14 protein-coding genes are annotated in these 16,228 nt (G+C 62.9%); 2 read left to right on the top strand and 12 right to left on the bottom strand.

Going from position 1 to position 16,228, the window contains the following annotated elements:
• The first annotated feature begins 43 nt into the window (after positions 1 to 43).
• Both ACV1FX_RS05390 and ACV1FX_RS05395 read left to right on the top strand, forming a co-directional pair.
• Positions 44 to 940: a DUF1259 domain-containing protein gene (locus tag ACV1FX_RS05390; protein WP_473116518.1), complete on the top strand. Its 897-nt coding sequence runs from the start codon at positions 44 to 46 to the stop codon at positions 938 to 940.
• A 200-nt stretch (positions 941 to 1,140) separates the two neighbouring features.
• Positions 1,141 to 2,472 (top strand): Hsp70 family protein, encoded by a 1,332-nt coding sequence (locus ACV1FX_RS05395; RefSeq protein ID WP_473116519.1) that lies wholly within the window; start codon positions 1,141 to 1,143, stop codon positions 2,470 to 2,472.
• 273 nt (positions 2,473 to 2,745) lie between these two features.
• Here ACV1FX_RS05395 and ACV1FX_RS05400 read toward each other — a convergent pair whose 3' ends face one another.
• The 12 genes from ACV1FX_RS05400 to frc form a co-directional block, all read right to left on the bottom strand.
• On the bottom strand, positions 2,746 to 3,198 hold the full coding sequence (locus ACV1FX_RS05400) for a universal stress protein (protein ID WP_473116831.1): 453 nt from the start codon (positions 3,196 to 3,198) through the stop codon (positions 2,746 to 2,748).
• Between the two features lie 367 nt (positions 3,199 to 3,565).
• Positions 3,566 to 4,009 carry an SRPBCC family protein gene (locus ACV1FX_RS05405; protein WP_473116520.1) on the bottom strand — a complete coding sequence of 148 codons (444 nt, stop codon included), beginning with the start codon at positions 4,007 to 4,009 and terminating at the stop codon, positions 3,566 to 3,568.
• Positions 4,010 to 4,229: 220 nt separating this feature from the next.
• The gene (locus ACV1FX_RS05410; protein ID WP_473116521.1) at positions 4,230 to 4,901 is read right to left on the bottom strand and encodes a 3'-5' exonuclease; all 672 of its coding nucleotides are present in this window, start codon (positions 4,899 to 4,901) and stop codon (positions 4,230 to 4,232) included.
• 2 nt (positions 4,902 to 4,903) lie between these two features.
• The gene (locus ACV1FX_RS05415) at positions 4,904 to 6,706 is read right to left on the bottom strand and encodes a putative nucleotidyltransferase substrate binding domain-containing protein (RefSeq protein ID WP_473116522.1); all 1,803 of its coding nucleotides are present in this window, start codon (positions 6,704 to 6,706) and stop codon (positions 4,904 to 4,906) included.
• Positions 6,707 to 6,818: 112 nt separating this feature from the next.
• A complete protein-coding gene (locus tag ACV1FX_RS05420; protein WP_473116523.1) occupies positions 6,819 to 8,510 on the bottom strand; it encodes a cation acetate symporter in 1,692 nt (563 codons plus the stop codon).
• Entirely contained in the window at positions 8,507 to 8,809 is a 303-nt protein-coding gene (locus tag ACV1FX_RS05425; protein ID WP_473116524.1) for a DUF485 domain-containing protein, read from the bottom strand. Before ACV1FX_RS05425 ends, ACV1FX_RS05420 begins: the two co-directional genes overlap by 4 nt.
• 153 nt (positions 8,810 to 8,962) lie before the next feature.
• Entirely contained in the window at positions 8,963 to 9,820 is an 858-nt protein-coding gene (locus ACV1FX_RS05430) for an ABC transporter permease (RefSeq protein ID WP_473116525.1), read from the bottom strand.
• A 4-nt stretch (positions 9,821 to 9,824) separates the two neighbouring features.
• Complete coding sequence (locus tag ACV1FX_RS05435; protein ID WP_473116526.1) at positions 9,825 to 10,619, bottom strand: ABC transporter ATP-binding protein; 795 nt, start codon at positions 10,617 to 10,619, stop codon at positions 9,825 to 9,827.
• Positions 10,620 to 10,632: 13 nt separating this feature from the next.
• Complete coding sequence (locus tag ACV1FX_RS05440) at positions 10,633 to 11,598, bottom strand: ABC transporter substrate-binding protein (protein WP_473116527.1); 966 nt, start codon at positions 11,596 to 11,598, stop codon at positions 10,633 to 10,635.
• On the bottom strand, positions 11,598 to 13,040 hold the full coding sequence (atzF, locus tag ACV1FX_RS05445) for an allophanate hydrolase (RefSeq protein ID WP_473116528.1): 1,443 nt from the start codon (positions 13,038 to 13,040) through the stop codon (positions 11,598 to 11,600). Before atzF ends, ACV1FX_RS05440 begins: the two co-directional genes overlap by 1 nt.
• Entirely contained in the window at positions 13,037 to 14,455 is a 1,419-nt protein-coding gene (locus ACV1FX_RS05450; protein WP_473116529.1) for an amidase, read from the bottom strand. Before ACV1FX_RS05450 ends, atzF begins: the two co-directional genes overlap by 4 nt.
• Positions 14,456 to 14,947: 492 nt before the next feature.
• Positions 14,948 to 16,225, bottom strand: coding sequence for a formyl-CoA transferase (frc, locus tag ACV1FX_RS05455; protein ID WP_473116530.1), 1,278 nt, complete (start codon positions 16,223 to 16,225; stop codon positions 14,948 to 14,950).
• Positions 16,226 to 16,228 lie beyond the last annotated feature (3 nt).

Below are 16,228 nucleotides of genomic sequence, written 5' to 3' on the forward strand. Positions count from 1 at the left end.
CATTTCAGTTCACCTGGGGCAGGTCAAAACCAGGAGAACGATCATGCGGAAACAAATCATCTCTTGTGTGGCTCTGCTGCTCGGGGCCGTGGGCGGCCCTTCCTTTGCGTGGGCCCAGGATGTCGATTGGCAAAAAGTCGATGACACGCTCGGACGAAGGCCGGCTGTTGCCGGCGATGTGCATCGCTACGGCTTTCCGCGCAGCGATCTTGCCGTGACGCTCGATGGCGTGACCATCAAGCCGGCGCTCGCGCTCGGCGGCTGGGTCGCGTTCAAGCCAGCGCATGGCGGAGCGATGATCATGGGCGATCTGGTGCTGCTTGAATCCGAGGTCAATCCGGTGATGGCCAAGATGATTGCGAGCGGGGTCGAGATATCAGCCGTGCACAATCATCTGCTGCGCGCGAGCCCGGCGACGTTCTACATGCATGTCGCCGGGCACGGCGATCCCGTTAGACTTGCCGCGGCCATCCACGATGCTCTCGCCGAGAGCAAGACTCCACTCACCGTCGCCGCGCCATCGGGCCCGCCGCCCGCGGTCGATCTCGATACGGCGCAGCTCGATCAGATCATCGGCGCCAAGGGGCAGGCCAATGGCGGCGTCTACGCGTTCACTGTTCCGCGTCGCGATGCCATCAGCGAAGGTGGCATGTCGCTCAATCCCGTCGGACCGCTGGGAGTTGCGACCGGCATCAACTTCCAGCCGACCGGCGCCGGCAAGGCCGCCATCACCGGCGATTTCGTCCTGACCGGCGAGGAGGTGAATCCGGTGATTGCGGCGCTCAAGGCGAACGGCATCGAGGTGACGGCGTTGCACAGCCACATGCTGGACGAGCAGCCGCGACTGTTCTTCATGCATTTCTGGGCCAACGACGACGCGATCAAGCTCGCCAAGGGTCTGCGCGCCGCGCTCGACAAGACCGCAAGCACGAAGAGCTGACGACCAGAAAGGATCCGAGAGAAGGCGGCGTCCTGCGAGATGCGCGCCTTCTGGAGGACCGATCATGCCAGTCGCGCACCGGTCGCAGCATCGAGGGGTACGAAATCTGACCGGTCCACAATGGGCTGGGGTCTTGGCAGAGCGATTCAAATCCGCTAGTGGTCTGCCCCCTTTTTCCCGAGCATCTGTCAGAGTGGTTCATGTCGAGCGCCTCGCCCGCCGTCTCGATCGGCATCGATTTTGGGACCAGCAATACGGTCGTCGCGCTCGCGACGGACGACCGCAGGGTCGAGGCCATCCGATTCGATCATGGCGGACAACGCCACAGCGTCTTCGTGTCGGCCCTGTGCTTCTGGGAGGACCGGCCGGGCAGCGGAGCTCAGGCTGAAGGCGGCCCTTGGGCAATCGAGCAGTTTCTCGAAGGACGCCACATCTACCGCTTCCTCCAGTCGTTCAAGACTTTCGCGGCCAGCAGCAGCTTCAACTCCACCCAGGTGTTCCGGCAGCGCTACAAGTTCGAGGATATTTTGGCGGCATTCCTGCGGACGCTGGCGCGCCATGGCGGCGACAAGTTCGGCTTCGAAACCGCGAACATCGTGGTCGGCCGCCCCGTACGCTTTGCCGGCGGCAATCCCGACGAAGCGCTGGCGATGCAGCGCTACCGGGCCGCGTTCGAGCGCCTGGGCGCCGGCCACGCGCGTTATGTCTATGAGCCCGTCGGCGCGGCGTTCTCCTTCGCGCGCCGGCTGGAGCGCGACGCAACCGTGCTGGTTGCCGATTTCGGCGGCGGCACCAGCGATTTCTCCGTGATGCGCTTTTCGCGTGCAGGTGGCGTCTTGCGCGCCGAGCCGCTTGGACATGCCGGCATCGGGATTGCGGGCGACACGTTCGACTACCGCATCGTCGATCACGTCGTCTCGCCGCGGCTCGGCAAAGGCTCCAGCTTCCGTTCGTTCGACAAGGTACTGCCGATCCCCAGCGGTCACTACAGCAACCTCGCGCGCTGGCATCAGCTCGCGATGATGAAGAGCAATGGCGATCTGCGTGAGCTGCGGGAGCTCGCGCGTACCGCGCTGAAGCCGGCTCTGCTCGAGGATTTCATCACCATCGTCGACCTCGACCTCGGGTTTTCGCTTTATCGTGCGGTGTCCGATGCCAAGGTCGCGCTGTCGGCCCAGGATCAGGTGGACTTTCGCTTCAATCGCGGCGGGGTCGACATTGGCTCGACGATCACGCGGAAGAATTTTGAATCCTGGATTGCCGACGATATCGCCCGGTTGGGTGCGACCGTCGACAAGGTGCTGGGCGAAGCCGGCGTCACCGCGCGCGAGGTGGAGAAGGTATTCCTGACCGGCGGAACCTCATTCGTGCCTGCCGTCCGAAAACTGTTCGCCGAGCGGTTCGGCAACGAGCGGCTGATGTCGGGTGACCAGTTCGAGTCGATCGCCTACGGCCTTGCTTTGATCGGGCACAGTCCCGACCCGGACCGCTGGGCCGCGGCCGGCGGGCTCGCGTCGAAGGCGGGCGCGTAGCCTCGGTCACATCTAAGTCCAGGACGCAAAACGTTTCCGCTCGCTCCCGGTGAGAAAACGGCCCGGAGTGTCGGGGGGACTTTCCGGGCCGAGCGTTTCCTCCACTAAAGACCTCCTCGTGCGGCGAGGAGGCCACGCTTCCATGGAAACACCAAGGTGCAGAAACCGCAGAACGCGCGCCGCTTCAAATATCCTTTTGGTAAGGCAGATTAACTCGCCGCAAGCTTCATCCGTGCGGATTCGCAAGCAGCCGCGCGCTACCATGTGCGCTAGCTAGTGCACCACCAGCACCGGCACGCTTCCGTCGGCCAGGACCTCCGATGTTTGACTCCCCAGGAATAGCTTCCTGAGGCCGCGACGCCCATGAGAGCCCATGACGATCAGGTCGCAGCCTCCTGACTTCGCCGTTTCGATGATCGTAGTGGCTGGATGCGCATTCGGAACATGCAAGAGTTCCGCAGATAGCCCGATCTGCTCCGCCATGGACCGAGCTTCGGCGAGCACCTTGCCTGCGCGTTCCTTGCAGGCCTGGTCAAAGCGATCGAATTCTTCCTTCGAAGGAATCCACCCGCCGGCGTGTCCGCCCCCATAGTCGACCGGGAGCGGTTCCGTTACGGTGATGACCGTCACCTTGGCGTTCAAGGCCTTGGCCAAGGCGATTCCATGCTCGACGCCTTTTCTCGCGACATCCGATCCGTCCGTGCTCAAGAGAATATGTGCGTACATTTGGTCGCTCCCTTGCTCCTCGAACATTTCTCCCGCTTACGCAGGTGGTCGCACGCGGCGGTCTTCGTCAGCTTGCGCGTGATGCTCGGCCTGCGTGCCAGGTGCCTTCAGGGGAAATGGCCGGGTTCTATCAGAAACATGACTCCGACGCAGAGGACCACGCCAGTCACGAAGCCGCTCAGGAATCCGAGAAAGAATTCAGTCTTCATCGAGGTGATCATGGGAAGCCCGACGCGCCGCTGCTGATCATCGAAGGAGATGCCGGAGTGTTCCGACGTTTGTGTGCATACCAGAAAAGAGCGGCCCTCGCTATGGATCGAGTGCCGCTCCGGCGCAAGTTACTTGCCGCACAACCTTCCGCGACGCGCTATTGATTGATCTCGGGCTCGACGAGCCTTGCCAGGTTCCGCAGTGACTCCTGCCAGCCGAGATAGCAGGCCTCCGGCGGAATGAGGTCCGGTATTCCTGCCTGCGTGATATCGAGCTCAGTGCCGACGGATACCTTCTTCAAGACCACCGTCACCTGGATCTCGCCCGGCAAGTTGGGATCGTCGAACTTGTCAGTGTAGCGCAGGCGTTCGCCCGGGACGAGCTCGAGATATTCGCCGCCAAAGGCGTGGCCGTTGCCGGTCGTGAAGTTCCGGAACGACATTCTGAACGTGCCGCCGACCTTGGGCTCCAAATGATGAATGGTGCAGGTGAAACCGTTGGGCGGAAGCCATTTCGCCAGCGCGTCCGCCTCGAGGAAGGCGCGATAGATCTTCTCCGGAGTGGTGGTCAAAACGCGGTGCAGGCGTACGGTGCTGGGCATGATTGTCATCCTATGTATGGTGGTCCGACAACGGACGTCCGTTGGCCATTCATGCCCGGAGGACGAACGAGACGGGGTGAGTCCGACAAAGCATCTCAGATTTTGTCGCTGAATTCGCGTGCGGGCGATCCCCGGCTATTTTGCATAGGGCTGTTTTGCGGATTTTGACGGGAGCCCGAGCGGCGCGCTCGGTGTGCAGGCCAGCTTTGCTGGGCCTGGGTCATGCTCCGATCGGATTGAAAACGGGGCCGGTGCGCTGGCGTTCGATTCGAATGCCGCGCTCGGCGAGGTCGCGCAACTGCAAGAACATCATTGCAGTCATCAGGGCGTCGTCAAAAGCATCGTGCTGCGCAAGAGGAGGGATACCGAGGTCCCGGAGGATCGCGGCGAACGAGAGATCGATCGAAGTGTTGGGCGGCGCATCACCGTATTTGCGCTCGTAGTAAAGTCGTGAAAGTTCAATCCGTTCGTTCGGCAACTCGATCCCGACCAGCGGAAGGATGTACTTGTCGAGCATGGCGATGTCGAAGTCGATGTAGTAGCCGATGAGGGGGCGAGCTCCGATGAATCGAAGGAAACTCGGCAGCACTTTCCAGACGATCGGCGCGGCCTCGACATCGGAGCGGCGCAAACGGTGGATCTTGATTGCTTCCCCACCCATCTCGCTGTCGGGTCGCACGACCGCTTCGAAATGCTCGCTGGTCAGAATCCGATTGCCGCGGATCCTGATTGCCGCAATGGTGACAACGTCGTCTGTCCGCACGTTAAGACCCGTGGTCTCGCAATCTATGACGACAAAATCGTCGTCCGGAGCACGATCGAACATGAAACGATACGACTGATCGCTCAGGGTTGCCTGATGGAGCAATCGTTTTATCGCACGTGGCAACATCTCTAGAACATGCCCAGCTTGAAACGATGACGAACAATTTCGCGAAGCTGCTTTACGACCTGCAACGCATCCCGCAGTAGATGACGTTCCATGCTGGATAAATGCGCGGGTCTCACCAGAGTGCCTGACGTGCCGCCCGATGCGGCCAGCTGCACGTCGAGCCGGAGCATCAGCAGGAATCGGAAAGCCTGTTTCAGGTCGCGTCCAAAATCTGCTCGCAACACTCCCAAATCACAGAGTCGGGAAATCCGCTTGTCGGTAGAGGTCTCGCGCAGGCCCTGTTCGAGCGCCAAGCTGCGAACGCCGTGCACGATCGGAAAGATCCCGCCTTTCTTGAGGTCAAGCGCGTCTCCGCTACCCTCGGATGTGATCAGGTTGTTGAAGAGGCCGATTGGCGTTTCGAAGGCGTCAACTGCACGTGCAAAGTGGGCCAGGAACGCTTGTTCACCGCGGATCAGCTCGATCAGCGTCGCCTTGGCCCTGTCCAGCAATGACGCATTCCCGGTGATCGCCTGTGCATCGTAGACGATGGCGACGTTCATGTGCGCGGCTTCGTCGGGGAGCGCGATCCAGCGACGAAAATCTGCCAGGTAGCCGGGGAGCGGCTTTGACCATGCCGGATTGCTCACCATGATGTCGCCGGGGCAGGGCGGAAACCCGAAACTGCGTAGCGCGCCGGAGAACTCGTTCCGGAAAGTCTCCAGGCGGTCGCTGTCAATCGGACCATCGAGGATGAGACCGTTGTCCTGGTCAGTGCGCATGGTCTGCTCGCCGCGGCCCTCGCTACCCATCACGATCAGGCAACCGCTGGTCCGCAGCTCTGCGGGGGCGACCATTTCGAACAGTCTGGACAGCAGGCGCCGGTTGAGGTCGGACACAATCTCCGCGATGACCTCGACCTTGACCCCTTGCCGCCGCAGCACCCGTGTTTGTGCCTCGGTCTCACGTGCAGCAATCGCGAGATCCTGCAGGCTGGAGCCTCGATCGATGCGGCCGGCAACGACCTGAGCACTGCCTGCCAGGAAGCCGAGGAGATCGATTTCCTCGAGAATGCCAACGAATCGTTCACCATCGTGCACGGCGAGCCGCCGCTTGTTGTGCTTCGTCATGAGCAAGAGAGCCGAGGAGACGAAATCGTCGGGGCGGATCGACACGATGTCGAAATTCGCGAGCTCGCTCACCGGTGTCTGGATCGGCAGACGCCGCAACACCACCGCTTTGGACAGGTTCATGCCCGTGATAATGCCGATCCGCTCGCCATCGCGAACGAACAGAGCGTTGCTGTTGATCTCGCGCATCAGGTGACCGGCGGCTTCAATCGTGTCGGTCGAAGTCACGAATGATGGAGGGTGCAGGAACAGCTCGCCAACCCTGGCGTGCATCAGCGAGCCGTAACGTCTGGCCTCCTCGTCATGGGCAAGCTCATCCAGCTTTTGCGAGATTTCGCGGTAGAAAAATGCCGCAAATCGCGGATTGGCCTTGATCAGGCTGACGGCGACTTTCCTGGGGATCACATAGCAAAGCGTTTCATCGCGGGCGAGAAACTGATGCCCGCTCTGGTCGTGAACGAGCGCGCGGCTATCGAATGTATCCTTTGGACCGAGCAGCGCGAGCAGATCGGATTCACTCCGCTCCTCGACGGTGCCCTTGATGATGACATAAAGGGCATCCGCCGGAGCGTCCCCGACGACGATCGCTTCGCCCGGACGGTAGTACGCTATGTCGAGCGACTCTCGTAACGTCTCGGCCTCGTTCGGCGTCAGGCGATCGAACGGTGGATTGTTGATGTCGAATGCCTTGGGCATTTCGGCCTTCCAGAGACGCGGACGATCCAGGCCCTCACGATTGCCCCTCGAAACGTTGCATCGGCCGGCTGGCGGTCCGGCCGATGCAGAAGAGGCCGCCCTGGAGCCCCGTTCAGTGTGTCGTGGCGGCGGCAGCTCCGATGCCGGTCTGGGACCGAACATATTGTGCATCAAAGCCGTCGCGGTCGAGAGCAGCACGCTTGCTGCGGTCTAGAGCGGAGAACAGCCAGATGCCGGCGAAAGCGAGTGCCATCGAGAACAGAGCCGGATTGTCCAGTTTGATCGGCGCCGATCCCTTGGCGAAGCCCAGCGTCAGCTCCCAGACGGCCGGCGAGAGAACGACGCCGACGACCGCGCTGATGAGACCAAGGAAGCCGCCGATCAGCGCGCCCCGCGTCGTCAAGCCTCTCCAGAAGATCGACATCACGAGTACGGGGAAGTTGCAGGAGGCAGCGATCGCGAAGGCAAGGCCCACCATGAAGGCGACATTCTGGTTTTCGAACACGATGCCGAGGAAGATCGCCAGCACGCCAAGGACCAGTGTTGCGATCTTCGACACGCGAATCTCATCCTGCTCGTTGGCGTTCCCGCCCTTGATGACCATGCCATAGAGATCGTGGCTGATGGACGATGCCCCGGCCAAGGCCAATCCCGACACGACCGCCAGGATGGTGGCAAAGGCGACGGCCGAAATGAACCCGAGGAACAGGTTGCCGCCGACCGCATTCGCGAGATGGATCGCGGCCATGTTGGAGCCGCCCTTGATCGCCGCGATTCCGCTCTTGGTCCGTTCGAGAATGGTCCCGTCGAGGAACATCGCATCGGTTGAAACGAGTGTGATCGCGCCAAAGCCGATGATGAAGGTCAGGATGTAGAAGTAGCCGATAAAGCCCGTGGCATAGAACACCGATTTGCGCGCGGCCTGGGCGTCCTTCACCGTGAAGAAGCGCATCAGGATATGCGGCAGCCCCGCCGTTCCGAACATCAGCGCAAGGCCGAGCGAGATTGCTGACAGCGGGTTGGAAATCAGGCTGCCGGGCTCCATGATGGCGAGCTTCTTGGGATGCACCTCGGTTGCCTTGGCGAACAAAGCTTCGGGGCTGAATCCAAACTTGTAGAGGACGGCTCCGGCCATGAACGTGGCGCCCGAGAGCAGCAACACCGCCTTGATGATCTGTACCCAGGTGGTTGCCTTCATTCCACCGAAGGTCACGTAGATCATCATCAGGCCGCCGACCAGGACGACCGCAATCCAGTAGTCGAGCCCGAACAGCAGCTGGATCAGCTTGCCTGCCCCGACCATCTGCGCGATCAGGTAGAACGCAACGGTCACCAGCGAGCCGCAGGCCGCCAGGATACGGATATCCGTCTGCCCGAGACGAAACGAGGTGACGTCGGCAAAGGTGAACTTGCCGAGATTGCGCAACTGCTCGGCGATCAGAAACGTGACGATCGGCCAACCGACGAGCCATCCGACCGAGTAGATCAGGCCGTCATAGCCGGATGTGTAGACGAGGCCGGAGATGCCGAGGAATGAGGCCGCCGACATGTAGTCGCCGGCGATCGCAAGTCCGTTCTGAAAACCCGTGATTCCGCCGCCGGCCGAGTAGAAGTCGGCAGCCGATGCGGTCCGTTTTGCGGCCCAATAGGTGATGACGAGCGTCAAGCCGACGAACCCGACGAACATGCCGATCGCCGACCAGTTGATCGCCTGCTTGGAGCCACCCTCGACGGCGCCGGCGGCAAGTGCGAGCGTGGGCATGCTTGCGAGCAGGAGAGCTAGTAGGCAGGAGAACTTTTTCATGAACGGTTCTCCTCGACAATTTTTCGAATGAGCAGGTCGTAGCTGGAATTCGCCTGCCGCACGTAAATGCCCGTCAGCACGAAGGCGAGCACGATGACGGACAATCCGATTGGAATGCCGATCGTCGTCACCCCGTTACCAAGTGGAGCGCCGAGAAACCCGGGGGCGTAGGCCACCAGCAGGATGAAGCCGAAATAGATGACGAGCATGATCAGCGACAGCGTCCAGCCCAGCGACGAACGTCGGCGCACGAGCTCCTGGTAGTTCGGATCGCTTTCAATCCTTGCGAGGTTGCTCACAGCAATGATCCCTGGAGTTCTTCCCGTTGAGACAGCCCCCTTGTCTGGTGAGGGCTTGGCTACAATGTCTTGCTGACGGACCGGCCTCCATGATCCAGATCAAATCGGGCTGGTCCGAGCGGGATGTCAGGCGTAGCGGCCCGACGCGCGATCTCAGATAGTTTGCCGGCTTTTGTTGGAGCGCCCGCGGCGGATCGTCAGGCCGGGAGCTGCCAATCTGCCGCCACGTCCGCCGCCGTGGCCGCTCTTGTCCGCTCCGTACCAGGGCAAAAGACGGCGCACGGTGAGCTCGAACAAGAGGTCGGCCGCAACGCCCATCGCGCCGAGCGTGATCAGGCCGACGAACATGTGGTCGACGCGGAAGACCTGCTGCGACATCTGGATGAGATAGCCGACCCCGAAAGCGGCCCCGGCGAGCTCCGCCGCGACGAGAACGACCAGCGCGACCGACAGGCTGACCCTGAGGCCCGCGATGATGAATGGCAGCGCGCCCGGAATGATGACGAAGACGAAGCTGCGCCAGCCGCGCGCGCCAAGGCTCGCCGCCGCCCGCCCCAGCAGCGGGCTGGCGTCGCGCACGCCGATATAGGTGTTGACCCATACCGGGAAGAAGACGCCCCATGCGACCAGGAAGATCTTGGATGTCTCGCCGATCCCGAACCAGAAGATCGCCAGCGGAACGAAGGCGAGGGACGGCACGGCGCGGAACATCTGCACGAGTGGGTTGAGCGCCCCGTGCAGCAGCGGCAGCCGCGCCATGGCAACGCCAAGGGCGATGCCGAGCACCGATCCGCTGACGAATCCGATGACTGCACGCAGCAGGCTGGCTGCCAGATGCCGCGGCAACTCCCCGTCCAGGACCAGCAGCCATCCGGACTGCACGATCGTGCTCGGCGCGGGCAGCATCACGCCGTTGACGAGGCCGCTGCGGCTGAGCGCCTGCCACGCGCCGAAGAAGACGAGGGTGCCGGCGATGCCGGCAAGGGTGTGACTGCTCGCGCGCAATGCCATGGTGCTACTCGGCCGTATCGAGCCCGATGGACCTTGCCACGTGCTCGTACAATTCGTTGAAGCGCGGCGTGGTGCGCCGGCGTGGACGCGGCAGGTCGACCTCGATGTCTTCAACGATGCGTCCCGGATTCGGTGACATCACGATCAGGCGGGTCGCCAGCACGAGGGCTTCTGCGATGTTGTGGGTGACGAACAGGATCGTCGGTCGCTCCTGCCTGTGAATATCGATCAGCTTGGCCTGGAGCGAGCTGCGGGTCATTGCATCCAGTGCAGCGAAGGGTTCGTCCATCAGCAACAGCGATGGACGGGTCGCGAGCGCCCGCGCAATCGCAATGCGCTGCTTCATTCCGCCCGACAGCTCGAAGGGATATTTCGGCCCGGCCTCGGGAAGGCCGACCATCCCGAGCAGTTGCCTCGCAATCTCGCTTCGCTCCGCCACAGCCATGCCAGCCATCCGAAGGCCAAACTCCACATTGGCTTGCGCGGTCAGCCAGGGAAACAGCGAGTAGTCCTGAAACACCACGCCGCGTTCGGAGCTTGGCCCGTCGATGGCGTGGCCGTCCACGCGGACGGCCCCTTGTACGGGTGTGATGAAGCCCGCAAGGATGTTCAGCAGCGTGCTCTTGCCGCATCCGCTCGGCCCGAGAACGCAGACGAATTCGCCGCGTGCGATGGTCAGCGAGATGTTGTCGAGCGCGGTGGTCCTGCCGCGCGCGGAATCGTAGACGTGACCGAGCTCGGTGCACGTGATCAGCGGCACACCGGTGGTCTGCGGCTTGATCTCCACTCTCGCATTCATTGCTGCGGCCGATTTATTCGCTGCGCGCTCGATCGTATAGCGATGTCACCACCACGGTATTGAAGTCCGGGATTTTGGCGTCCGGACGCACCAGCTTGTTATCCACGGCCCATTTCGCCTGCTCTTCCATCAAGGACACGAGCGACGGCTTGTCCAGCGCTAGCTTGAAATTGGTCCGCTTCCAGAACGACTTCGCAATGGCAGGATCGAGCTTGATCCGCTCCGCGGTCAGTGTTGCCGCGGCATCGGGATCCTTCTTGATGGTGTCGTCGGCCTCGATCAACGCCTTCAGCGCCTTGACGAGCAGATCCGGCTTGCCGTCGATGGTCGATTGCAGGGTGATGATCGAGGAGTAGGTGTTGTAGAGCCCTTCGGAACGGATGATGTGGAACTTGTCGGTGCCCTGTGCGATGGCCTGTGACAAGTGCGGCTCGGTCCAGATGAATCCGTCGATCGCGCCGCCCGCAAGGCTGCTGATGAAGTCGCCGGGACTGAGACTGACGGCAGTGATGTCCGTCCAGGCCAGGCCTTTCTGCTTGAGCAGCTTCGACAGATAAAGATGCGCGTTGGTGCCCTGCGAGTAGCCGATACGCCGGCCCTTGACGTCCTTCGCTGTCTTGATGTCCTTGATGGCGACGAGATCGAACGGCTCGTGCCGGTTCAAGGTGCCGATGATTCGTACCGGCAGTCCGTTCAACGCCGCGAAGACGACGGGTGTCTCGGCCGCAGTGCCGATCACCACGCCGCCGCCGACCAGCGCGTCCAGGACGAGCCGGCCGCTGGCGAAGGTCGAGACCTTCGGCGTCAGCCCCTGCTTCTGCCAGGACTTGTCGTGATCGGCGACGAAGAACTGGCCCCAGCCGAGCGCGATTCCTTCACCGATCGTGATGTCTTCAGCGTGCGATGATGCGGAGGCAAGCGACATCACCGCGGCGATTGCGGCGGCTACGAGCCTGCCCGGCCGGAATGAGGTGGACATCACGATACGGTCTCCTTGAGTGAATAGCGATGGTCTGGATTCGCAGCCGGCCGGACACCGCGCGCGCCGAGCGGGAGTTGGCTGGCTTCATGGAAGCGCTGCGCCAGGGAGGCTGCACGATGATCGGCGAAGGCCGGGGCAATCAGCGACAGGCCCTGCGGCAGGCCGTTCGGCAGGAAGCCGCTGGGAACTGCAACCGCCGAGAGATCGGCGAGATTGACGAAGTTCGTGTAGGTCCCGAGCCTGGCATTGAGGACGATCGGATCAGCTTCGACCTCGTCGATCCGGTAGATCGTGCCGGTGGTGGGGACGGCGAGGATATCGATCTCGTTCCAGAGCTTGTTGACCTGCCGCTTGAGAATGCTGAGCCGTTGCTGGGCCGCGAAGACCTCGCCGCCTGAGATGCCGCGGCCTCCAAACAGGATCTCGCGGGTGATCGGGAACAGAGCCTCGGGCTGTTTGTCGGCGAAATGGCGGAGCGCTCCGTAACGGTCCGCGATCCATGCGCCCTTGAACAGGAGATCGTTGATCTCCGCAAAGGGCGCGTAGTCGATCTCGACCTTGCGCCCGCCAAGGCCTTGCAGCCGCGCAACCGCCTTGTCGAACAGCGCGGCCGCATCCAGATCGCCAAAGAAGTCGAGCCATTGCGGGGAGGGGACGCCGAAGCTGAACTTGGCCGGCAGCGGACGTGCTTCCGTCAGCGATCCGGTCCGCGAGAATGGATCCTCCTCGTCATAGGCGCGCGCGACGTCGAACGCAGCCTGGGCGTCGGGCACCGTCAACGCGAAAATCGAGAGCGTCTCGATCGAGCGGCAGGCCGCGACGACACCGACTTCGCTGAGCAGACCCCGGGTTGGCTTCAGTCCGACGACGTTGTTGAAGGCGGCCGGCACGCGGCCTGACCCGCCGGTATCGTTGGCGAGCGCGAAGCTGACGAGTCCCGCGGCGACCGACACGGCCGCACCCGAACTCGAGCCTCCCGGAATGTAGCGAGCATCGAATGGATTGCGTGCCACGCCATAGGGCGATCGCACGCCCACGAGTCCGGTCGCGAACTGGTCCATATTGGTCTTGCCGATCAGGATCGCGCCAGCGGCAAGCAGGCGCTCCACCGCCGGGTTGTTCCTTGCCGGCGCATAGGAAAACGCCGGACATGCCGACGTGGTCGGCAGACCGACCGTGTCGATGCAATCCTTGACGCTGAAGGGAATGCCCCACAGCGGAAGAGCGTTGCGCTGGTGCGCCGGCACCGCCTCCAGCGCCCGCGCCCGCGCGAGCGCGTCCTCGCGCGCGACGACGCTGATCCAGACGCCATCCTCGCCGCGGCGCGCGATCTCGTCCAGGATATGTTCGACGACGACCGACGGCCTGATCGTGCCGCTCGCATAAGATGCAGTCAATTGCGGGAGCGTGAGATCGAGCATTTGCGTTTGTCCACTCATGAGGGATCCTGCGGGCGCGGAAACGGTTTTGCCTGCTCGAACGCACGCGCGGCACGCAGGACGGTGGTATCGGCGAATTTGGCGCCGATGATCTGCAGGCCCACCGGCAATCCGGCGGACGTTCGTCCGGCCGGGATCGACGCCGCCGGCTGCTGCGTCAGGTTGAAAGGATATGTGAAGGGCGAGCGGATCGGCCGCACCACGAGATCCGCCTCCGATGCGCCAATGACCGAGGCGGGATGCGCGGTCGTCGGCGTAAGGAGCAGATCCCAATCCTGATGAAAGCGGTTGAAGTGCCGCCCGAGCGCTTCGCGCCGGTCGACGGCCTTGAGATAGCTTACCGCGTCGATGTCGCGGCCCTTTTCGGCAACCTCCTGCAGGCCCTGCTCGACCAGTGCGCGACGGGCGGGATCGAACGAGGCCAGCAGCTTCGCGGCGCCGGCGAACCAGAAGGTCTGAAAAATATCGAAGGGGTCCTCGATACCGGGATCGACCTCTTCGACGATCGCGCCGAGCTCGGACAAAGTCCTGGCTGCGCCGATGACGATCCGCTCGATTTCCGGATCGACCTGGGCGTAGCCGAGCCTCGGGCTGAGCGCGATGCGCAAGCCCTTGACGCCGCGATTGAGGTCAGCCTGCCAGGAAATCTCCTGCGGCGGGAGCGCGGTCCAGTCGCGTCCGTCCGGGCGCGCGATCGCGTCGAGCAGGAGGGCTGCGTCATCGACCCGGCGCGTCATCGGCGTGACGTGAAACAGGGTGCCGTTCTGCGAGGGCGGATAGACGGGGACGCGGCCGAAGGTCGGTTTGAAGCCGAACACGCCGCTATGCGCCGCCGGCAGCCGGGTGGAGCCGCCACCATCCGTCGCGACGTGCAGCGGGCCGAAGTTCAGCGCCGTCGCCGCCGCCGAGCCTCCGCTGCTGCCGCCCGGCGTGTGGGCGAGATTCCAGGGATTGCGCGTGATGCCGGTCAGCGGACTGTCGCCGAGGCCCTTCCAGCCGAATTCCGACGTCGTGGTCTTGCCGAGCAGGACCGCGCCTTGCTCGCGCAGCCGTGCCGTCGCGGGCGAATCCTCGTTCCAGTCTTGCGTGGGATCAATGGCCCGGCTGCCGCGCAAAGTCGGCCAACCCTTGGCCAGGATGAGATCCTTGAGCGCAACGGGGACACCGTCGACGGGACCAAGCGGCTCGCCGCGCTTCCAGCGTACCTCCGACTCCCGAGCTGCTTCGAGCGCGCTTTCAGCCTCGACCAACGCGAATGCGTTGACGAAAGGTTCGAGGCGCCCGATGCGATCGAGTACGGCCCGCGTCACCTCGAGCGGAGAAAGTTGTTTTGTCCGGTAGTGCCCGACGAGTTCGCTGGCGGAGAGAAGGGCAATCTCATCGGCCCTGGCAGGCGGCGATACCGGCCTCGTCAAGGAAGCATTCCGCGCCGACATCGACAGCACCTCGTTCTTCTCCCGGAAAATCCTCTTTCCGCGTGAACGATGGCTAAGCGCTTGGGCCGATGGGCTGCAGCAATTAATTGCGAGCGAATGCTTCGCTCATCAAGAAGAAAAAATTAAATGCGCCGGTTGCGACGATGCCGGAATGAAAATCTCTCCGGCGGGATTGTCACAGCGGAGTCCGACTAGAGTTTGGACTGCCGCGGACGGGCACGTGGCGCTACCCGTAGCAAAGCAATGTCGGCGGTTATGCGGATGTCGGGACGATGGCGGATATCAGGGTGGAGGGCGATGGTCGACCTTTGCTACTGACTTGCCCGATGCGTCAAGTGCGGTTTCGTAAAATCAAAAATTTGGCCGCCGGCATTTGACGGCTACGGCGGGGCCCAGATGCAAGGAAGAGAGCGCACAAAAAAGGGCCGCCTGAACCGGCGGCCCTTTCGTCTCAGATCACAGTCGTTCCGCTTACTCCGCAGCCTGCTTCTGCGGCGGATCGAGTGCGCCGGACTTGTGGATGTCGGCGACCTGGTGGTCGCTGAAGCCGAGCACGGAGCGGAGGATCTCGTCGGTGTGCTCGCCGAGCAGCGGCGAGCGCTGCACGTCGCTCGGTGAGTCCGACAGCTTGATCGGGTTGCCGACCGAGATGTACTTGCCGCGGGTCGGGTGATCGACCTCGACCACGGTGCCGGTGGCGCGCAGCGACTGGTCCTCGGCGATCTCCTTCATCGACAGGATCGGGCCGCAGGGGATGTCGTCCTTGTTGAGGATCTCCATCGCCTCGAACTTGGTCTTCGTCATCGTCCACTGCTCGATGCGGCCGAAGATCTCGTTGAGCCGCGGCAGGCGGGCCGGGGGCTTGGCGTAGTTCGGGTCGGTCTTCCAGGTGGGCTCGCCGATCACGTCGCAGATCTTCTCCCAGACCGGGGCCTGGGTGATGAAGTAGATGTAGGCGTTGGGATCGGTCTCCCAGCCCTTGCACTTCAGGATGCGGCCGGGCTGGCCGCCGCCGGAATCGTTGCCGGCGCGCGGCACGGCATCGCCGAACGGAATGCCTTCGCCGAACTGGCTGTATTCCTTGAGGGGACCGTGGGCGAGGCGCTGCTGGTCGCGCAACTTGACGCGCGCGAGGTTGAGCACGCCGTCCTGCATCGCGGCCGTGACGCGCTGGCCTTTGCCGGAATGCGTACGTTGATAGAGCGCGGTGACGATGCCGAGCGCGAGATGCAGGCCGGTGCCGGAGTCGCCGATCTGGGCGCCGGTGACGAGCGGCAGGCCATCGCGGAAGCCGGTGGTCGAGGCGGCGCCGCCGGTGCACTGCGCGACGTTCTCATAGACCTTGCAGTCCTCGTACGGTCCGGGGCCAAAGCCCTTGATCGAGGCAACGATCATCTTGGGGTTGATCGCCTGGATTTTCTCCCAGGGGAAGCCCATGCGGTCGAGCACGCCGGGGCCGAAGTTCTCGACCAGCACGTCGCACTTCCTGATCAGTTCGGTGAGGACCTCCTTGCCCTTGGGGTTCTTGGTGTCGAGCGTGATCGAGCGCTTGTTGTGGTTCAGCATGGTGAAATACAGGCTGTCCACGTTCGGGATGTCCTGGAGCTGGCCGCGGGTGATGTCACCGACACCCGGACGCTCCACCTTGATCACGTCGGCGCCGAACCATGCCAGCAACTGCGTGCAGGTCGGCCCCGACTGGACGTGGGTGAAATCGAGAATGCGAACGCCCGTGAGCGCCTTGGTCATCGT

This window comes from Bradyrhizobium ingae (assembly GCF_055791185.1).